We start from the raw sequence: 18491 nt of genomic DNA on the forward strand, positions 1-18491 counted from the left end.
CCCATGTTCCCCGGCGTCGATCCACCCGGCCCGAACCCGCCACCAGGCCCGAAACCGCCGCTGAACCCGCCACTGCCAGGCCCGAAACCGCTACCGCCGCCGGGCCCACCGCTGCCTGGACCCACACCGGGCCCGAAGTTGGGCGGCCGGAACTCGCCGGGACGCATCCCGGGCGGGGTCTTCACCGAAGAGAGATCGGTCCCGTCATTCGGCCGCCGAAGCGGCTGCGGCTGCGGGGCCTGCGGCATCCGAGGCGGCTGCGGCGGCACGACCGGCGGCCGCGGCGCCTGATACCCCTCGGCCCCCGGAGGCGCGCTGTACGAACTCGGCCCACCGGTGTACCCGCCACCAGGGCCACCGTGCCTTCCCGGGTGGCCACCCGAGTCCCCGCCACTGAAACCGCTGACCTTGGTCTGCCCGGGATCCACCGGATCCGGCGTGATCGGCCCTGCGGAGACGTTCGGATCATGTGCTGCCGGGTAAACCGGCGCGAGAGACTGCTGCCGAGGCTGCGTGCTCTGGTAGTACGGCTCGTAGATCTCGACGTTGTGCTTGGTGTCCGCGTCGAACTTGGCCGCCGCGATCTCGTCGTCACTGGCGCCGATGGACACGATGTCCTCCGGCCCGCTGTCCCCCGCGCGCTCCTTCTCGACCGGCCGCACGTTTCCGCGCGTGTAGTGGAAGGAGCCGTTCTGGTCGTACATCGACTGACGGGCGCGGTTCATGTTCTCGCCCGCGACCTTGGAGGTCGCGATGAGCGGGGCCAGTCCTGCTGCTCCGCTTTCGGCGGCTTTTCCCTTCCAGAAGGAAGAGAGCGCCGTCTGGCTGGACTCCATGGACTTGCTCAGGTCTTCGTGGATGACCATCAGTTTGTGCGATGACACCTGCGCCCTGTCGAGGGACTCGGTGGTTGCGGGGTTGGCGTTGAGCTTCGTGAAGATCTCCCAACCGCTGTAGGTCATGGCCTACGCCCCCTTGAGGTTCTTGATCGCCGTGGATGCAAGTTCGGTGGCCATCCCGCAGGGATCGGAGAAGGAAGAGTGACTCGAGGAGAGCAGCGGTATGACGGTATAGACGAGGTCGTTACGAATACCTACAGCAAGCGTGCAGGTTCCTTTTCCTTCGCCGCCATTGGAGTAAATGACAGCCGGATATCCATCAATGGGGGCAACCGGCTTGAAGGTGGTTAGGCCGCCAGTCGCGTTCTGTGCATATAACGCGCTCAGGCCGTCCTTGTTGCCCGTCGTGAGTCCGGCACTGACGGTGTTCGGTGATTCTTGGAAGACCCAGTTACACGCATTGCCCATGGTCAATTGTTCCGGCCCGGAACGCTTGACCTTTCCGCCGATTGCTTCTATTTCAGCGGCGGAGATCGCACTGCACGGGTCGGTCTCGACCTTCGAAGTGTTGGTGATCGGTTGAGTCACAGCCGGCGCTCCGTCGGAGGGCAGACCGGTTGACGAGGGAGCGCTGGTGGGTACCGGATTGCCGGGCTTCTGATCACTGCAGCCGGCGAGCAAGGCAATCGAACCTAGCGTTGCGATGGTGATGACCGTGGCCTTGCGTCGCATCAGTCGATCTTTCCAATCTGGCGGAGCGTATCGATCGCCGCCTGGTCTTGCTCTTGGTAAGCCGTTCGGATCTTCCGGAGTGTCTCGAGGTAAGCAACTGTGTACTGGCGGGCCCCCTCGAGAAAGACCTGGTACGACCGGCCGGAGTTGATCGCGGCGGTCGTGTAGCCCTCGCTTCCGACCTCGGCACCAGGCGGCTTGATCTGGGTAAGCCACTCGGCCTCGGTCTTCGCCCGGCCGAAGTTGTTCTCGATGCACTCTTCGAGGGATTTGATCACCGCGTCCATGGCTTCAGGGTCGAATTCCCAGCCACCGTTCGCCGAGGCGGACGCGAAGTCGGCCTTGGCCTGCCCGCCGCCCAGCTCGCCATAGTTCGGCGGCGGGCCCGGCGGTGGCGGTGCCGCGGCGGCGCCCGGGATCAGCCCCGAGCCCGGCGGCGGCGCCGACGGTGGCGTCGTCGAGTTCACCTGGTTGAAGACCCCTTGAGGGCCGCTTCCCGGTCCTGTCATCTCGTGCCTCCCCGCACGGGCCGCGATGGGGGCGCGACCTACCCGTAGTTCACCTCTGACTCCAACCGGTGACGATAGCAGCAGGTAAACCGCCGATCAGCCCCTTCGTGAAAGATCACCGCCGAAAGATGGGCAGGCGGTGTGGTTTGTCCTGAACAGCCGTTTTGGTGCCGCGAGCAGTAAATCCTTCGGAGGTTCTGATCGCCGCAGGACTCTGTTCAGCTCGCGCCTCTCCGCACGGGCCACGATGCGCGCGGCCTACCCGTAGTCATCTCTGACTTCGCTGAGTGACCATGGCGGCGAGTCATTCGCCCCGCGGCGGGTTCGGCGAAGAGTGCTGGTCCGGAACCTCGGCGGCTGTTCTGCCGTCGTAACCAGATGGCAGGTTCCGGTCTACTGCCCAGGGCCCCTTGCGAACCCCCTGCGTGATCGGCTTCGCTTGGGGCAGGGGAACGACGGGGGAGGGAAGCGAAACGATGCCGGGCTTTCGGCGCAACAACGGGCCGCGTGATCCGGGGGAGGGCGAGCCGAACGGCGATTCGACCCTTCCTCCGCTGGACCCGTTCGATCCGAACCCCGACAAGCGGTACGAGGTCCCGGCGTCCGAGCTGATGAAGCCGGGCACGACGGGTCTGCTGCGGTGGCGCCGCCAGGCGACCAACGCGCCGATCGTGCAGGTCGAGGACGCGTACATCACCGGGACGCTCGATCTGCGCGCCGCCGACATCAAGTACCTGTTCCGGTTCGAGCGTTGCCGGTTCGAGCATCCGCCGGACGTCCGCGAGGCGCATCTGCTCGGGCTCGTGTTCCGCAAGTGCTGGCTGCCCGGACTCAAGGCGCGCAACCTCCGTACCCGTAACGACGTCCGCCTGATTCGCAGTGTCGTGCAAGTGGACGGCGACAGCGAGATCGAGGAGACCACGGTCCAGCGTGGTGACGATCGCGAGCGCGGGATGCCGAACGCGGCGGTCAACCTCACCGACGCTGTCATCGAGGGTTCGGTCGTGCTGACCCGCACGGTGATCACCCATCCGCGCGGCAAGGCGATCCAGGCCGATCGGGTCAACATCGTCGGCGCGCTGCTGGCGTATCGACTGGTGGCCAACGGAGAAGTCCGCATACCTGGTATGCGAGCGGGCGGTAACGTCAACTTCTCCGGGGCGACGCTGAACAACCGGGACGGCTTCGCGCTCAACGGGAACGGTATCCACATCGGTGGCAGCCTGTTGTGCGAGGTGGACAACTACGGGCCGGCCTCGCAGCGGAAACGCTTCTCCGCCAGTGGGATCATGTTCCTGCCGAGCGCCACTGTGGACAGTGACATCGTGATGCGGGAGGCCAAGCTCTCGGTGAACCAGTCCGGGACGATCGTCGTGGACGCCTGGAAATCGAACGACCCGTACATCGATCCGCGGCCGGCGTTGGTCGCGGATCGCCTGTCCGTCAATGGAAACCTCGAACTGAGCGACGGTCTGCAGGCGACCGGGACGTTGCGGATGGTCAATGCGCGGATCGGCGGTTCGCTGCGGCTGGCGGGTGCCGAGGTCCAGGTCGTGCGTGGACAGAGCATTCCGTATTACGACCGCGCGATCCATCTCGACGGGACCACGATCGGCGGCGACATCGAGGCGACGAGTCTGCGGGTGCCGTCCGGTCAGTTGCGGATGGCCGACATCACCGTCGGCGGCAACGTGCTGGCCTGGAACTCGATGTTCCTGCACCCGCGTCGTGACGTCTTTTCCGCGCGGCGCGCGAAGATCGCGGGCAACTTCCAGCTCACCGACGCCACGGTCCAGGGAACGCTGCGGCTGCAGGGCGCCGAGGTCGGCGGCAGCGTGAACCTGTTCGGTACCAGCCTGACCGAACCCGGCGCACGCACGAACACCAGTTACTCGCTGGACGTCCGCACCGCGCGGATCGGACGGGACCTCGTGCTCACCGAGAACAAGGAACGTCCGTTCGTCGCGCAGGGCGGGGTCAACCTCGACGGCGCGCAGGTCGCGCGGCGGGTCGATTTCCGCGGTGCGCGGCTCGGTTCCTTGCCGCAGCACGGGATCGCGCTCGACGGCAGCGACGTTTCGGCCGACGAGTTCCTGCTGACCCCGGCCACTCCGCCGGACGGCCGGATCGTGCTGCGGCGCGCGCATTGCGGGACGCTGGGTGACAACGAGGCGTTCTGGGCATCCGCTGCGGGGATCGAGCTGGAGGATTTCCGCTACGACGCGCTGCAGGAGGACATCGCCCTCGACGACGACCGGGCGATCGACCATCGGATCGTGTTGTTGCGCAAGGCGATGGACGGCTACCGGCCTGGACCTTACGACCAGCTGGCGGCGACGCTGCGCGCGTCCGGTAATGAAGAGCACGCCTCCACGGTGCTGCTGAAGAAGCAGCAGTTCCGCTACGTGGCGCTCGCGAAGGGCTTCAAGTTCTTCGGCCCCGGTGTACACGTGTGGAGCTGGCTGCAACGGTCGATGGTCGGCTACGGCTTCCGCCCGGTGCGCGCGCTCGGCTGGCTGCTGACGCTGCTCGTGCTGGGCAGCCTGTATTTCGGACTCGGCGTCGACGACTGCATCACCAACCCCAACCTCACCGTGAGCGGGCCTAGGTGCCTGGTCAACCAGGACGACACGGGGTTGCAGTGGAACCCGGTGCTGTACACGATCGACCTGCTGGTCCCGATCGTCGACTTCGGCAACAAGTCGCGCTGGTACATGCACGGGATGGACAACTGGGTTGCGGCCGGGTTCACCGCGTCGGGCTGGGTGCTGGCGACGACGGTCGCGGCCGGCATAAGTCGCATGCTCCGCCGGGACAACTAGAGGTATTTCACATACCCTCAGTACGGAGGTATGTGATGACGGAACCCAGCGCCACCGGCAAGATCGCGATCGCCGCCCCGCCCGAGAAGGTGTACGCCCTGGTCAGCGACCCGGGCGCGCTCGCAGGGATGGCCGAGGAGTACGAAGGGCACCGTTGGGTCGGCGCCGCGGAGGGCGTCGCCGTTGGCGCGAAGTTCCGCGGCCGCAACCGTCGTGGGATCCGGCGCTGGAGCACGCTCTCGACGATCACCGACGCCGACGAGGGCAAGCGGTTCGCGTTCGAGGTGACCACCGTCGCCGGGCTCCCCGTCGCGCGCTGGCAGTACGACATCGAGGAGTCGGGCGACGGCTGTGTGGCCGTGGAAAGCACGTGGGACCGGCGGCCGGGTTGGCTCCGCGGGCCGACGTCGCTGTTCACCGGGGTCTGGAAGCGGGACGACGCCAACCGGGCGAACATCGCCGCGACGCTGGCCCGGCTGAAGGCCGCCGCCGAGTCCTGACGCTTACCACCGGCGGCCCGGATCGCGAAAAGAGCAAGGGACCTTTGCTATCGCCGGGGCCGCATTTGGTGACGCCCGATTCCCGAAGCGACCACATGTAGTGCCCCGAACCCGCAACCTCAAGGCATGAACGGTCCGTTCATTCCACGAACCGCGACCAGAACTCGATCTGCCGCGGACCGCCCGGCGGAGGTGGGCCCAGCGGCTGGTCGCAGAAGTCGTGTTGCAGGTATCCGCGCAGGTCATAGCCGTAGTAGACGATGTCGGTCTGGTACACCGAAAGCACCGGATATCCCGTGCTCCCGGCTATCCCCGGCAGGTAGCGGTGGCCGCAGACCGGCACGAGCTGCGGCACAAGCGCCAGATGCGAACGCGCTCGCGCGAGGGCGTCGGCCAGGTCGATCGGCCGCATGCCCCAGTCCGGTGACCAGAAGCTGTTGTGTTCGATGTCGTAGAGCACCCCGTCGACCGGCCAGTCCAGCCGTTTCCGCAGCTGTTCGGGGTTGCCGCAGCGCCAATCCGGCCAGCGGTCGCCGATCGGCACACCGGCGGCGAGGAAGGTCCGGTGATCGGCGGCGAACCGGAAGCCGAAGCGTGCTTCGACATCGTCGAGCTCGGCCTCGCTCAACCCGGGACGCACGGGTTCGGCCAAGCTCGCCTGGAGGTCATGTGCCTCCTTTAGGGTGAAGGCGGGCTCAACTGTGGACATGTGTTCGAGCCTAAGTCGCGCAACGCGGAGGCGCCTTCTCTTTTAACGCCGTGCCCACGCCGCGCCCTCATCACCCACATGAGGCTCCTCCCCCGGGGTGAGCTCGCCCTCTCAACGCCTGGACCTCGGAACAGAGCGGCTCCGGGTGTAGTTCACTCATGTCGTGACTTCTCCACGAACGCAGTCCCGCGTGCGGGCTCCCGAGCTCGCTGGTGACGTGTGGCTCAACACCGGTGGCGAGCGGCTCACGCTCGCCGGGTTGCGCGGCCGCGTAGTGCTGCTGGACTTCTGGACCAGCGGCTGCGTCAACTGCCTGCACGTGCTGGACGAGCTGCGCCCGCTGGAGGCCGAGTTCGCCGACGTCCTGGTGACCGTCGGCGTGCATTCGCCCAAGTTCCAGCACGAGGGCGAGGCGGCCGCGATCGAGGCGGCGGTGCGCCGCTACGAGGTGCATCACCCGGTGCTGAACGACCCGCAGATGGCCACTTGGTCGCAGTACGCGGTCAAGGCCTGGCCGACGCTGGTCGTCGTGGACCCCGAGGGTTACGTCGTCCACGTCGCCGCCGGTGAGGGGCACGCCGAGGCGTTGCGCCGGGTGATCGCCGACCTCGTCGCGACGCACGAGGCCAAGGGCACGCTGCGACGCGGTGGCAGCCCGTACGTGCCGGCCGAGGAGCAGCGCGCCGAGCTGCGCTTCCCGAGCAAGGCCGTCACCACCGCGGAAGGCCGCATCCTGGTCGCCGACACCGGCAACCACTCCATCGTCGAATTCGCTTCCGACGGTGAGACGATCATCCGCCGGTTCGGCAGCGGCGAGCGCGGCGCGCAGGACGGGCCGTTCGATCTGGCGACCTTCACCGAACCGGCCGGGATCACCCTGCTGCCGTACGAGGTCGCGGAGCGCGCCGGCTATCACGCCGTCGTCGCCGATACGGCCGGTCACCGGCTGCGCGGTATCGACCTGATCACCGGCGAGGTCAGCACGGTCGCCGGCACCGGCCGTCAGTGGCGCGACGGCGTCGACACCGGCAAGGCGCTCGACATCGATCTCACCAGCCCCTGGGACGTCGCCTGGTGGGGTCCGGCTGGCGGGGTCGTGGTCGCCATGGCGGGTAACCACACGCTGAGCGTGTTCGAGCCGGTCTCGGGCACCATCCGCCGCTTCGCCGGGACGACAGTCGAGGGCCTGAAGGACGGCGACGTCCACGAAGCGTTCTTCGCGCAGACGTCCGGTCTCACGCCGGACGGCCGGAAGCTGTGGCTCGCCGACGCGGAAACGTCCGCGCTGCGCTGGATCCAGCCCGAGGGCGAGTCGTTCACCGTGCACACCGCGGTCGGCGTCGACCTGTTCTCCTTCGGTCACGTCGACGGCCTGGCGGAGGAGGCGCTCCTGCAGCATCCGCTCGGCCTCGCCGTGCTGCCCGGCGACACGATCGCGATCGCCGACACCTACAACGGCGCGATCCGCCGCTACGACCCGCTCACCCGCCGGGTGACCACGCTCGCGACCGGGCTCGCCGAGCCTTCGGGGCTGCTGGTGCACGACGGCGAACTGCTGGTCGTCGAGTCCGCCGGGAGCAAGATCGGGCCGGTGCCGCTCGGCGAGCGGGTCGTCGCCGGGGACGCGCACGCGGTCCGCCGCCCGCCGACCGTGCTGGCGCCGGGTGAGCTGGAGTTCTCCGTCGTCTTCACCCCGCCGCCCGGTGAGAAGCTCGACGACCGTTTCGGTCCGTCGACGCGGCTGGAGATCAGCGCGTCGCCGCCGGAGCTGCTCGCCGACGGCGCGGGCGTGGGCACCGATCTGTTCCGCAAGATCCGCTTCGCCGAGGGCGTCACCGAAGGCGTGTTGCAGGTCGTGGCGCAGGCCGCGAGCTGCGATGACGGCGGCGAGCATCCGGCGTGCCGGATCACCCGGCAGGACTGGGGCGTGCCGGTGCGCTTCCAAAACGGCGGAGAAAGCGCGCTCAGCCTGGTCATGGCCGGGGATCCGGGTAAGTAGAGTCGTATCCGTGTCAGATGGTCCGAAACTCGAGATTCAGATGCTTCACGACAGGGTGCTCGTGAAGCTGTCCCCGGAGGAGGGCGAGCGGCGCAGTACCGGCGGCATCGTCATCCCCGCCACCGCGCAGGTCGCGCGACGGCTCGCCTGGGGTGATGTACTGGGCGTGGGCAACAGTGTGCGGAACGTCAAGACCGGCGACCGCGTGCTGTTCAACCCGGACGATCAGCACGAGGTCGAGATCCAGGGCGAGGGACACCTGGTGATGCGGGAGCGCGACATCCACGCCGTGGCGACCGAACGGTCCGAACACGGCACGGGGTTGTACCTGTAGCTCGAGCCGCGGGAGGGGTGGTGAGGGTCGGTGCGCGATGATCATGACGAACCGGGTAGCGACCTGTTCACCGACGAACTCCTCCCGGCTCCGGAGAACGACGAGGACCTGGTAGACGAGCTCTTCGAGGGCGAGCCGGTGGTGCATCCGCCGCCGACGCCCGCGTCGAAGCTCCGCAGGGGCGTGGGCAAGGCCTTCATGGTCGCCGGGGTGCTCATGGGGCTTTTCGTGCTCGCGTACGCGGTGGACCTGATCGTCAGCGCCGGGGACGTCCCTCGCGGCGTCACCGTCGCGGGGATCGACGTCGGCGGTCTCACACACAAGGAAGCCGAGTCGAAACTTCGCCGCGAGCTGGAGCCGCGGCTGATCGAGCCGGTGCGGGTCCGCGCCGGAGACGTCCGGACGGTGCTGTACCCGACGTCGTCCGGCCTCGGCCTGGACTGGCCGCAGACGCTGGGCCGCGCCGGTCACCAGCCGCTCAGCCCGTACACGCGGGTGATGTCGTTCTTCACCAGTCGTGAGGTCGGCGTCGTCACCTGGACCGACGCGCCCAAACTCGAAAAGGCCGTCTCCGATCTCGCCGCCGCGAAGCTGAATCGCCCGCCGGTCGAAGGGAACATCACCTTCACGCCGGTCGTGGGCACCGACGGCGGCGTCCTCCCGGTCCCGGTCGAGCCGCGGGCCGGGCAGACGCTCGCCGACGTCAAGGCGTCGGTCGCCGCGGTCACCGACGGTTGGCTGAGCGACGGCGGTGTCGAGCTGAAGGTGAACGTCGCGCCGGTGAAGGCGAACTCGCCCGCGGTGCACGCGGCGCTGGACAAGATCGTCGTCCCGGCGGTGGCGAAGCCGGTCGTCATCCGCGGCGAGGGCAAGGACGCGGTGCTGAAACCGGACGCGATCGCGGGGTCGTTCCAGTTCGCCGCGCGCGACGACGGCAACCTCGAAGTCCGCATCGACCAGGGGAAACTGCGGGCGGCCGCGCAGCCGCAGCTGAAGGCGACCGAGACCGACGGGGCGGACGCGCAGATCGTCTTCGTCGGGGACAGGCCCGCGGTCCAGCCGTCGAAGGACGCGAGGAAGGTCAACTGGGACCTGACGTTCTCTTCGCTGACCTCGGTGCTCGCGAAGAGCGAGGAACGCGAACTGAAAGCGGTCTACGACGCCAGCAGTCCGGCCGTCAGCACCGACGCCGCGAACGTGCTCGGCATCAACGAGGTCATCGGCGAGTTCACCACGTCGGGACTGGACGGGCCGGCGATGACGAACGTCCAGGCGCTGGCCACCCGCGTTTCCGGCGCCATCGTGAAGCCGAACGAGACGTTCAGCCTGGGAGCCCGTTCGGGCCCGCGGACGGCGGCCGCGGGCTACGTACCCGCGCCGGTGAACGAGGACGGCACCGGCCCGGTCGTGGTCGGTGGTGGTGTCTCCCAGCTGGCGACGACGCTGTACAACGCCGCGTACCTGGCCGGCCTCGCCGACGGCGGGCACCTGGAACACGACCACTACCTGGACCGCTATCCGGTCGCGCGCGACGTGAAGGCGATCAACGCCGACGGGTCGCCGGTCGAGATGCAGATCGTCAACGACGCTCCGACCGGCATCGCGATCCAGGCGATCCCCGCCAACGGCTCGGTGACCGTGCGGATCTGGGGTACGAAACGGTTTTCGGTCCAGAGTGCGGGTGGCGAACGGCATTCGTTCGTCCCGCAGCCGGTCCAGGTCGGCTCGGGTCCGGGTTGCGTGCCGGATCCCGGCTCGGCCGGGTTCAGCTCGTCGGACACCCGCGTGCTCACCGACGTCGTGTCGGGCACCGAAGTCCGCCGGGAGACCCGCAACGCGACCTACTCGCCGCGTACGACGATCATCTGCGCCTGAGGTTCAGCGCAGCACCATGCAGCCGCGGGCCTCGAAGTCCGCGAGCCACGACGGCTCCCGGAGGTCCTTGTTCCACCGCAGATCCAGTTTGTCCAATTTGGACAGATCCGCGATCGAGTCCGGCAAGGTGGTGAGCAGGTTCTCCCGTAGATCCAGCTGGCGTAGCTCGCTCAGTCCCCCGATGGAGGAGGGCAACGCCGTCAGCCGGTTCTTGCGCAGATGGAGCTCACGCAACGAGGAAAGCGTTCCCAGCGACTCCGGCAGTTCGATCAACCCGTTGCCGTACAGGCGAAGTTCGCGCAGCGAGGTCAGCCCGGACAGGTCATCGGGCAATGTGGGGATGCGGTTGTCCGTGCACCCCAGGTATTTCAGCCGCCCGAGCGAGCACAGCGCGGCGGGGAACTCGGTCAGCCGGTTGTCGCTCACGTAAAGGTATTCCGTCAGACCGGAAAGCTCGCCGAGCTCGTCCGGCAGCACGGTGAGCTCGTTGTGCCCCAGATCCAGCGTGTGCAGCTGCCGCAGGCCGCCGATCGAAGGCGAAACGGAGGTCAGCCGGTTGGTGGCCAGATTCAGTACCCGGAGCCCGGAAAGCGACCAGAGCTCGTCGGGAACCGACGTCAGCCGGTTGTCGTACAGGTCCAGATACTCGAGTGATGCCGGGAGGGGGACGCCGGACAGGGAGGTCAGCCCCTGGCCACTGAGTTCGAGTCGAGTGGTCACAGGGGCCGACCGTAGCCCTGCTCAGGTCACGGCGCGGTGCCCGCCGCCCTTGACCTTCGCGTAGATCGCGGCCGCGGCGATCACGCCGACGACGGCCGCGCCGACCTGGAACGCGTGCCGGATCCAGTCGATGCCCGCGGTGTCGCGGACGCCGAACACGCCGGCCAGCCAGTTGCCGATGAAGGCGGCGATGATGCCGACCACGATCGTCAGCCACATCGGGATCTTCTGATCACCGGATGCCAGCATCCGGCCGATCACGCCGAGGATCAGGCCGACCACGATCGTGGTGATGATGCCCCAAAGACCACCCAACATGGTTCCTCCTTCGCTGGAGATCGAGTTGGGCTCACGGTGACACCAAAACCGCCGCGTCGCGCTTCAAGACCCCTTACCGGGTGACACCCCGGCGTCCGTAGAGGTTCGCGGCCAGGACGACGCCGATTCCGGCGACGACGATCTGCGTGATGATTTCAAGCCAGTCGAATCCGTCCGTGTCGGCGTAGCCAAGGCCACGGGCGATCCAGGTGCCGAGGAAGGCGGCGGCGATACCGACGATGATCGTCAGCCAGAGCGGGATGGATTGCTTGCCGGGGACGAAGAACCTGCCGAGCAGCCCGAGGACGAGGCCGACCACGATCGCGGTGATGATACCGGTGACAGGCATGGAACGACTCCTTTGCCGAGGTCTCCGCCGAAAGGCGGACTCGGCACCGGATTCCCGCTGGAAACGCGGTGAAACGGGAAAGGCCCCCTCGACATCCGGAGGGGGCCTTTCCGTTATCCGACGGTGTTTAGAACGCGGCCTCGGGGATCTCCATGAGGCTGTTGTCGGCGGCCTCGACGATCGCGCGACGCGAGGTCAGCTCCGGCAGCACGTTCTTCGCGAAGAACGACGCCACGGCGATCTTGCCCTCGTAGAACGGGGTGTCCTTCGCCGACGCGCCCGCGTCGAGCTTGGCGATGGCGACCTCGGCGTGCTTGACGAGCTGCCAGCCGATGAGCAGGTCGCCGACCGACATCAGCAGGCTGACCGTGTGCTGGCCGACCTTGTTGATGCTCTGCGGGTCCTCCTGCGACGCGGTCAGGTAGCCGATCAGCGAGCCGAGCATGCCCTGAGTGTCCTCGAGCGCCTGCTTGAGCAGACCGCGCTCGTTCTTGAGCCGCCCGTTGCCGACCTCGGACGCGATGGTCTTCGTGATCTCGCCGGCGACGTAGGCCAGCGAAGCACCCTTGTCGCGGACGATCTTGCGGAAGAAGAAGTCCAGCGACTGGATGGCCGTGGTGCCTTCGTACAGCGAGTCGATCTTCGCGTCACGGATGTACTGCTCGATCGGGTAGTCCTGCAGGAAGCCCGATCCGCCGAAGGTCTGCAGCGACTGCACGAGCTGTTCGGTGGCGCGCTCGGAGCCGACGCCCTTGACGATCGGCAGCAGCAGGTCGTTGACGCCGTGCGCCACCTTCTGCGAAGCCTCGTCGCCCTCGCCGGTCCACACCTGGTCCTGGAACGTCGCCGTGTAGAGGTACACCGCGCGCAGACCCTCGGAGTACGCCTTCTGCAGCATCAGCGAGCGGCGGACGTCCGGGTGGTGGGTGATCGTGACGCGCGGCGCGGCCTTGTTCAGCATGTTCGGCAGATCGGCGCCCTGGACGCGCTCCTTGGCGTACTCGAGCGCGTTGAGGTAACCGGTCGACAGCGTCGCGATGGCCTTGGTGCCGACCATCATGCGGGCGTACTCGATGACCTGGAACATCTGCGCGATGCCGTCGTGCACCTCGCCGAGCAGCCAGCCCTTGGCCGGGGTGCCGTGCTGGCCGAAGGTCAGCTCGCAGGTGGTGGAGGCCTTGATGCCCATCTTGTGCTCGACGTTGGTGACGAAGGCGCCGTTCCGCTCGCCCAGCTCACCGGTCTCGCTGTCGAAGTGGAACTTCGGTACCAGGAACAGCGAAAGGCCCTTGGTGCCGGGCTTGGTCTCGATGCCGGCGCCCTCGGGGCGGGCCAGCACGAGGTGCATGATGTTTTCGCTCATGTCGTGCTCACCGGACGTGATGAAGCGCTTCACGCCGTCGATGTGCCAGGAGCCGTCCTCCTGCGGGAGGGCCTTGGTGCGGCCGGCGCCGACGTCCGAACCGGCGTCGGGCTCGGTGAGCACCATCGTCGCGCCCCAGGCGCGGTCGATCATGATCTGCGCCCAGCGCTTCTGCTCGTCGGTGCCGTTCTTGTCGACGATCCCGGCGAAGTTCGGGCCCGCCATGTACATGAACAGCGGCGCGTTGGCGCCGAGGATCAGCTCGGCCGCGGCCCACTGCACGGTCGGGGGAAGGCCGAAGCCGCCCAGCTCGTTCGGCAGGCCCAGCCGCCACCATTCGCCGTCCATCAGCGCCTGGTAGCTCTTCTTGAAGGACTCGGGGATCTTCACCGAGAAGGTCTTCGGGTCGTACACCGGCGGGTTGCGGTCCGCGTCGGCGTACGAGTCGGCGAGGGGACCGGAAGCGAGCTTGTTCAGCTCGGTCAGCACGCCGCGCGCGGTCTCCTCGTCGGATTCCGCGAGGACGCCCTTTCCGAGGCGGTCCTGTACGCCGAGGACCTCGAAGAGGTTGAACTCCAGGTCTCGGACGTTGCTCTTGTAGTGGCCCATGTCGTCACTCCAATGTGTTCGGCTCCCCGGCCGGGCACATGTTCCCTACTCGCCGGTAACATCAGGATATTACCTGTGGGTAACCGGCGGCAAGTGAATGGCCACTGTTGTGACGTGGAAATCAGCAATATAGGGGTCTCAGCGGGGTGACGGCGCGATGGAAGTAGGGGTCGCCGGGGCGTCGGGCGGGTTGTGGGCGTCGTCGGGGTTCGTCACCAGGATGCCCGAACGGAACGCGATGGTCACCGCATGCGTCCGGTCGCGTGCCGAAAGTTTGCGCAGGATGCTCTTCACATGGGTCCGCACCGTCTCCACGGACAGGAACAGGATCTTCGCGATCCCCGAGTTCTCCAGCCCCTCGGCGACCAGTTGCAGGACCTGGTATTCGCGCCGGGACAGCGGCATCAGGCCGCGGGCGGTCGCCGGCTTGGGGGGTTCGCCGACCTTGGGGAGCACGGGCTGGCGCTTCGGCCGTGCGGTGAGCGCCGCCAGCGTCGGGTCGATGTAGCGACGGTCGCTGTGCGCCCGCCGGATCGCCTCGGTCAGATGACGGCCGTCGGTCGCCCTCGGCACGATCGCGTGCACCCCGGCCGCGATGGCCGCGGCGAGGTACTGCTGGGTGCGGTTGGTGTCCCTGACCAGCGTGATGATGACCAGTGCCGGATCCCCGCCGCTGAGCAGCCGGGACAGATGGCAGTTCGGGTCGAGCGCCGAATCCAGCACGATCACGTCCGGTTTGAGCTGTTCGCACAGCTGGAGCGCGGCGTGGTGACTGGTCGCGTGCCCGAGCCACTGCAGGCCGGGCGTGCGGTGGACCAGTGAACTCAGGCCCTCGCAGAAGATCGGGATCGGATCGACCGCGGCCACGCCGAGGCCTCTGCCGCCTGGTGGCGGTCCGCCAGGCCTGCCGGCCAGCGTTCGGTTCGGCTCGATGCCTCGCATCACGGACCCCTCCGTTTTCCTGCCCCGTCATCTCCGGACGAGAGGACGTGAAGTCCTTCGGTGACCACGGCCCCCCGGCGTGGTCACCCTCGCCAACCGGTCCCCCCTGCGGGACCGGACGGATATGACACCTCGTAACTATTACGAGTCAGTAGGTCGGTCGGCGTGACGCGGTATCCCCCTCATAGATGTATCGCATCGTCGCAGCAAACTCTGCGTATCAGCTGGTTGTGGATCCTTTGCTCAAATGAGCGCGGCAGGGGAAGATCTTGGCGAGTTCGCTACTCAGAGTGGGCTTCGCCCGGCAAGGCCACGTGGCGGAGGCGGCCGAACTCGTCCCCGAGCATCGCCGGTGTCCAGTGCGCGTTCAGCCCGCTCGGATTCGGCAGCACCCACACCCGCGCGTCCGCGATCCCGTCGTCCTGGGGTCCCACTTTCGCCTTCGGTAGCCCGAACGCGGTACGGAAGGCCGTGATCCCGACCACGGCGAGCCACCGCGGCCGGTACTCGGCGACCCTCGCGGTCAGGAGCCGTCCTCCTTCGCGGAGCTCGTCCGCCGAAAGCTCGTCGGCCCGAGCCGTCGTCCGTGCGACGACGTTGGTGATGCCGAGGCCGAGACCGAGGAGTTCGTCCTGCTCGCTGGGATCGAACTGACGGGGAGTGAAGCCGCCTCGGTGGAGCGCGGGCCAGAACCTGTTCCCCGGCCTGGCGAAATGCAGGCCGAGGGCGCCGGAGTAGAGGCCTGGGTTGATCCCGCAGAACAGGACGTCCAGCTCCGGTGCGATGACGTCGTCGAGGGTCTTGCCGTAGGCGGCGGCCAGCTGGTCCTTCGTCGGTCGTGTCCTCACCTGGCCAGTTTCCGGCACGCTGTCTTCCATGGATCGAGAGGCGTTCACGGCCGACGGCTGTTCGGTCGAGGTCTACCGGCTCTTGCCGCCCGCGGGCGAGCCCGAGATCGTGCACACGGCCATCCCGGAGGGTGCGGAGGTCCTGGAGCTCGGCAGCGGCAGCGGGCGGGTCACGCACGCGCTGCTGGACCTGGGGCATCCGGTCGTCGCGGTGGACGATTCGCCCGAGATGCTCGCCCACGTCCGCGGCGCGACGGTGTGCTCGAAGATCGAGGACCTGCGGCTCGGCCGGGTCTTCGACGCGGTGCTGCTCGGCAGCCACCTGGTCAACACCGCCGCCGACGCCGACCGGGAGGCCTTCCTCGTCACCGCCCGCGAGCACGTCGCGCCCGGTGGGCGGGTGCTCGTCGAATGGCATCCGCCGGAGTGGTTCGGCTCGGTCCGCGACGGCCAGGGCGGGCGGCTCGGCGAGGTCGACGTTCGCCTGGACGACATCGTCCGCGAAGGCGATCTGCTGTCGGCCGTCGTCCGGTACTCGGCCGGGGACCGGTGGTGGACCCAGGCCTTCACCTGCCGCCGTCTGGACCTGCCTGCCCTGAACGCGGCCTTGAGCGGGGCGGGGCTGGCTTTCGAGCGGTGGTGTGCCGCCGACCGGACGTGGTTCTCGGCCGTCCGCGCGTGACTCACGCCACGGCCGGTCGTCTCAAGGGGTGGCCAAGTCACCACGACATGCGTACTGTTTGTGATCTCGCACACAAGGTCGTATTCGAGGAGGCGTCTTGCAGCTCTCGCTCATCCTCGGTGTGGTCGCCCTGATCTTCGTGGTGGCCACCGTGCTGGTGGTCCTGGAAGACCGGCGGGCCGCGCGGCGCGCGGCCCAGCGGCGGCAGGCGAGGCTAGCGGACCTCGGCGAGGTCGACCCGCTGGCGGCTCGGCAGCTGAAGCTCGACCGTTGAAGGAACGGGCTTCCGCACGAGGGTGAGCAGCAGGGCTCCGGCGATCCAGCCGAGCATCGCGCCGCCGGTGTTGTTGAGCAGGTCGTCGACGTCGAAGATCCGGTAGACGTAGGGCGCGGTGCCGAAATTCGCGGTCAGCTGGGTGATCTCGATCAGCAGCGAAGCGGTGAAACCGATCAGCGTGGTGCCGATGAGGCCGCGCTTCCAGAGCGTCCTGGCGAAGAAGCCGAGCGGGACGAACAGCAGCACGTTCATGGTGGCCTGCTGGAAGGTCTGGGTGGTGAACCAGTCGGCCATCGGCAGCCCGTGCTTGACCAGTTCGGTGTGGATGTCACCGATCCACTGGAACGGGTGCAGCTGCACGGTCTGGCTCAGCCGTTTGACGCCGGGGCCGGGCAGCGGCAGGAAGGTCACCGCGAGCGTCATGCAGGCGTAGAGCAGCACGGCCGCCATGGTGAGGACGGGACGAAGACGCACCTGGCCGTGCCGGGCGTGCAGGACGATCAGCTGCGGGATCAGCACCGTCGCCCAGAGCGCGAAGAAGCCGATCAAGCCGTACTGCAGGGCGGTGACCTGTGCGTTCGTCATGACACAGACGTTATGGATCATGAGGGTCCCGCCACTTCGGTCGAAGGGCCGCGGCGGACGGGGCCGGATCGGCCAAGTGGCCGACCCTGATCTTGGCCGATCGGCGATATCCGTTTCGCCGCTCGCCGGTGACCGTGAGAATCTGCCCTGATGCTGCTTGTTCGCCGGCTGACGGCCGGAGATCTCGACGCCTTCCGTGACATTCGCCTGCGTGCCCTGACGGACACCCCCGAGAACTACGGCTCGGTCGCCGAGGCCGAACGGGCCCAGTCCGACGAAGAGTGGCTCGCGCGGCTCGACGCGGATGCCTGGTTCGTCGCCTTCGAGGCGGATCGGCCGGTCGGCCTGGTCGCCGGAAGGGCGCGCGACGACGGCTGGATCCTCTATTCGATGTGGGTCGCGCCCGAGTCGCGGGGCCAGGGGCTGGCCGAGAGGCTGGTGAACGAGATCCGGGCGGCCGCCGAGGACGATGGCGCGCGTGAGGTGTGGCTGCACGTCGCGGAGGACAACGACCGGGCGCGGCGGCTGTACCTGAGGCTCGGTTTCGTCCCGACGGGTGAACTGGAGCCGATGCCGAACGACATCACCAGGCGCCGGGAGCGCCTTTATTTACCTGTTACCGCCGGTAGCAGTAAATAGCCTAACCTCGCGGTATGGACAACGTCGTCTTCGACCGCGCCGGCCAGGGTGAGCCGCTGGTGCTGATCCACGGGGTCGGCCACCGGCGCCAGGCCTGGTCACCCGTGGTCCCGCTGCTCACCTCGCAGCGGGACGTCATCACCGTCGACCTCCCCGGATTCGGCGAGTCCGCGCCGCACGAGAGCGGCTACGGCATCGAGTCCGCCGTCGAGATGTTCGGGAAGTTCTTCGGCGAACTCGGCCTCGGCAGGCCGCACGTCGCGGGCAACTCGCTCGGCGGCCTGCTCTCGCTCGCGCTCGGGAAAGCGGGCCTCGTCCGCAGCGTGACGGCGTTGTCGCCCGCCGGGCTGTGGACGCCTCGGCAGCAGCGATACGCCCTGAGCATGCTGCGCACCCACCGAGTGCTCGCCGAACGGATCCCCGAACGCACCGCGCGCCGCCTCGCCGCGACCGCGGCGGGCCGATCGGTGCTGACCGGGATGATCGTCGGCCGTCCGGACCGGCTCACCACCCAGGTCGTCATGGAGGACATGCGCGCGCTCGCCGGCTGTCCCGGCTTCCGCCCGACGCTGGAGCAGGCCCGCGGCGGATTCCGGTTCGACGGCGTCGTCGAGAACGTCCCGGTGACCATCGCGTGGGCGCAGCGCGACCGCATCCTCGCCCGTCCGAAGGCCGCCGAGCTGCGGCGGATCGCCCCGAAGGCGGAACTGGTGGTCCTGCGCGGCTGCGGGCACGTGCCGATGAGCGACGAACCCGAACTGGTCGCGCGAGTGCTCCTGGACGGCAGTTCGCGCGCCATGTGACGTTTGCTTATCGTCCTGATTTCGACCCTGGTGAACG

General features: G+C 67.9%; 20 protein-coding genes. 9 read left to right on the forward strand and 11 right to left on the reverse strand.

Annotated features, from left to right (window positions below; translation table 11 throughout):
* The 3 genes from H5J31_RS26140 to H5J31_RS26150 all read right to left on the reverse strand — a co-directional run.
* A partial coding sequence (locus H5J31_RS26140; protein ID WP_181775292.1) for a hypothetical protein occupies positions 1-962 on the reverse strand: 962 nt, incomplete at its 3' end.
* A gap of 3 nt (positions 963-965) precedes the next feature.
* A complete protein-coding gene (locus H5J31_RS26145) occupies positions 966-1571 on the reverse strand; it encodes a DUF3558 domain-containing protein (protein ID WP_181775293.1) in 606 nt (201 codons plus the stop codon).
* Positions 1571-2038, reverse strand: coding sequence for a hypothetical protein (locus tag H5J31_RS26150; RefSeq protein WP_328701612.1), 468 nt, complete (start codon positions 2036-2038; stop codon positions 1571-1573). Before H5J31_RS26150 ends, H5J31_RS26145 begins: the two co-directional genes overlap by 1 nt.
* Positions 2039-2556: 518 nt before the next feature.
* On the opposite strand from H5J31_RS26150, the gene H5J31_RS26155 reads away from it, so the two are divergent.
* Both H5J31_RS26155 and H5J31_RS26160 read left to right on the forward strand, forming a co-directional pair.
* Positions 2557-4902, forward strand: coding sequence for an oxidoreductase (locus H5J31_RS26155; RefSeq protein WP_181775295.1), 2346 nt, complete (start codon positions 2557-2559; stop codon positions 4900-4902).
* A gap of 35 nt (positions 4903-4937) precedes the next feature.
* Entirely contained in the window at positions 4938-5402 is a 465-nt protein-coding gene (locus H5J31_RS26160) for an SRPBCC family protein (protein WP_181775296.1), read from the forward strand.
* A 139-nt stretch (positions 5403-5541) separates the two neighbouring features.
* Here the strand turns inward: H5J31_RS26160 and H5J31_RS26165 are convergent, their stop codons facing one another.
* The gene (locus H5J31_RS26165; RefSeq protein ID WP_181775297.1) at positions 5542-6111 is read right to left on the reverse strand and encodes a hypothetical protein; all 570 of its coding nucleotides are present in this window, start codon (positions 6109-6111) and stop codon (positions 5542-5544) included.
* Positions 6112-6301: 190 nt separating this feature from the next.
* Here H5J31_RS26165 and H5J31_RS26170 point away from each other — a divergent pair, with 190 nt between their 5' ends.
* From H5J31_RS26170 to H5J31_RS26180, 3 genes are read left to right on the forward strand one after another with little or no spacing between them, the layout of a single operon-like run.
* Positions 6302-8110 (forward strand): NHL domain-containing thioredoxin family protein, encoded by a 1809-nt coding sequence (locus H5J31_RS26170; RefSeq protein WP_181775348.1) that lies wholly within the window; start codon positions 6302-6304, stop codon positions 8108-8110.
* A 40-nt stretch (positions 8111-8150) separates the two neighbouring features.
* The gene (locus tag H5J31_RS26175) at positions 8151-8444 is read left to right on the forward strand and encodes a GroES family chaperonin (RefSeq protein WP_181775298.1); all 294 of its coding nucleotides are present in this window, start codon (positions 8151-8153) and stop codon (positions 8442-8444) included.
* Between the two features lie 30 nt (positions 8445-8474).
* Complete coding sequence (locus tag H5J31_RS26180; RefSeq protein ID WP_181775299.1) at positions 8475-10319, forward strand: VanW family protein; 1845 nt, start codon at positions 8475-8477, stop codon at positions 10317-10319.
* Between the two features lie 3 nt (positions 10320-10322).
* On the opposite strand, the gene H5J31_RS26185 is transcribed toward H5J31_RS26180, so the two are convergent.
* From H5J31_RS26185 to mug, 6 genes are all read right to left on the reverse strand, one after another.
* Positions 10323-11039, reverse strand: a complete 717-nt coding sequence (locus H5J31_RS26185; protein ID WP_181775300.1) for a leucine-rich repeat domain-containing protein — start codon at positions 11037-11039, stop codon at positions 10323-10325.
* 21 nt (positions 11040-11060) lie between these two features.
* Positions 11061-11357, reverse strand: coding sequence for a GlsB/YeaQ/YmgE family stress response membrane protein (locus H5J31_RS26190; protein ID WP_181775301.1), 297 nt, complete (start codon positions 11355-11357; stop codon positions 11061-11063).
* A gap of 73 nt (positions 11358-11430) precedes the next feature.
* Positions 11431-11706: a GlsB/YeaQ/YmgE family stress response membrane protein gene (locus tag H5J31_RS26195; protein ID WP_181775302.1), complete on the reverse strand. Its 276-nt coding sequence runs from the start codon at positions 11704-11706 to the stop codon at positions 11431-11433.
* Positions 11707-11833: 127 nt separating this feature from the next.
* A complete protein-coding gene (locus H5J31_RS26200) occupies positions 11834-13678 on the reverse strand; it encodes an acyl-CoA dehydrogenase (RefSeq protein ID WP_181775303.1) in 1845 nt (614 codons plus the stop codon).
* 138 nt (positions 13679-13816) lie between these two features.
* Positions 13817-14620, reverse strand: a complete 804-nt coding sequence (locus tag H5J31_RS26205) for a response regulator transcription factor (RefSeq protein ID WP_181775304.1) — start codon at positions 14618-14620, stop codon at positions 13817-13819.
* 281 nt (positions 14621-14901) lie between these two features.
* Positions 14902-15468 carry a G/U mismatch-specific DNA glycosylase gene (gene mug / locus H5J31_RS26210; protein ID WP_181775305.1) on the reverse strand — a complete coding sequence of 189 codons (567 nt, stop codon included), beginning with the start codon at positions 15466-15468 and terminating at the stop codon, positions 14902-14904.
* Positions 15469-15496: 28 nt separating this feature from the next.
* Between mug and H5J31_RS26215 the strand changes: the two genes are divergently transcribed.
* Both H5J31_RS26215 and H5J31_RS26220 read left to right on the forward strand, forming a co-directional pair.
* Positions 15497-16150, forward strand: coding sequence for a class I SAM-dependent methyltransferase (locus tag H5J31_RS26215; RefSeq protein WP_181775306.1), 654 nt, complete (start codon positions 15497-15499; stop codon positions 16148-16150).
* A gap of 97 nt (positions 16151-16247) precedes the next feature.
* Complete coding sequence (locus tag H5J31_RS26220; RefSeq protein ID WP_181775307.1) at positions 16248-16424, forward strand: hypothetical protein; 177 nt, start codon at positions 16248-16250, stop codon at positions 16422-16424.
* Here the strand turns inward: H5J31_RS26220 and H5J31_RS26225 are convergent.
* Positions 16365-17012: a VanZ family protein gene (locus tag H5J31_RS26225; protein WP_181775308.1), complete on the reverse strand. Its 648-nt coding sequence runs from the start codon at positions 17010-17012 to the stop codon at positions 16365-16367. The two genes, H5J31_RS26220 and H5J31_RS26225, sit on opposite strands and share 60 nt — an antisense overlap.
* 150 nt (positions 17013-17162) lie before the next feature.
* Here H5J31_RS26225 and H5J31_RS26230 point away from each other — a divergent pair, with 150 nt between their 5' ends.
* Both H5J31_RS26230 and H5J31_RS26235 read left to right on the forward strand, forming a co-directional pair.
* Complete coding sequence (locus tag H5J31_RS26230) at positions 17163-17651, forward strand: GNAT family N-acetyltransferase (RefSeq protein ID WP_181775309.1); 489 nt, start codon at positions 17163-17165, stop codon at positions 17649-17651.
* A gap of 14 nt (positions 17652-17665) precedes the next feature.
* Positions 17666-18454 (forward strand): alpha/beta fold hydrolase, encoded by a 789-nt coding sequence (locus H5J31_RS26235; protein WP_181775310.1) that lies wholly within the window; start codon positions 17666-17668, stop codon positions 18452-18454.
* Positions 18455-18491 lie beyond the last annotated feature (37 nt).

It is taken from the genome of Amycolatopsis pittospori (genome assembly GCF_013870525.1).
Taxonomy (GTDB): Bacteria; Actinomycetota; Actinomycetes; order Mycobacteriales; family Pseudonocardiaceae; genus Amycolatopsis; species Amycolatopsis pittospori.

Bases quoted from the DNA above. Each gene is read 5' to 3' on its own strand.
- H5J31_RS26145 (WP_181775293.1), bottom strand. From the start codon at position 1,571: ATGCGACGCAAGGCCACGGTCATCACCATCGCAACGCTAGGTTCGATT.
- H5J31_RS26155 (WP_181775295.1), top strand. From the start codon at position 2,557: ATGCCGGGCTTTCGGCGCAACAACGGGCCGCGTGATCCGGGGGAGGGC.
- H5J31_RS26160 (WP_181775296.1), top strand. From the start codon at position 4,938: ATGACGGAACCCAGCGCCACCGGCAAGATCGCGATCGCCGCCCCGCCC.
- H5J31_RS26165 (WP_181775297.1), bottom strand. From the start codon at position 6,111: ATGTCCACAGTTGAGCCCGCCTTCACCCTAAAGGAGGCACATGACCTC.
- H5J31_RS26175 (WP_181775298.1), top strand. From the start codon at position 8,151: ATGCTTCACGACAGGGTGCTCGTGAAGCTGTCCCCGGAGGAGGGCGAG.
- H5J31_RS26190 (WP_181775301.1), bottom strand. From the start codon at position 11,357: ATGTTGGGTGGTCTTTGGGGCATCATCACCACGATCGTGGTCGGCCTG.
- H5J31_RS26195 (WP_181775302.1), bottom strand. From the start codon at position 11,706: ATGCCTGTCACCGGTATCATCACCGCGATCGTGGTCGGCCTCGTCCTC.
- H5J31_RS26200 (WP_181775303.1), bottom strand. From the start codon at position 13,678: ATGGGCCACTACAAGAGCAACGTCCGAGACCTGGAGTTCAACCTCTTC.
- H5J31_RS26205 (WP_181775304.1), bottom strand. From the start codon at position 14,620: ATGCGAGGCATCGAGCCGAACCGAACGCTGGCCGGCAGGCCTGGCGGA.
- H5J31_RS26215 (WP_181775306.1), top strand. From the start codon at position 15,497: ATGGATCGAGAGGCGTTCACGGCCGACGGCTGTTCGGTCGAGGTCTAC.
- H5J31_RS26225 (WP_181775308.1), bottom strand. From the start codon at position 17,012: ATGACGAACGCACAGGTCACCGCCCTGCAGTACGGCTTGATCGGCTTC.
- H5J31_RS26230 (WP_181775309.1), top strand. From the start codon at position 17,163: ATGCTGCTTGTTCGCCGGCTGACGGCCGGAGATCTCGACGCCTTCCGT.
- H5J31_RS26235 (WP_181775310.1), top strand. From the start codon at position 17,666: ATGGACAACGTCGTCTTCGACCGCGCCGGCCAGGGTGAGCCGCTGGTG.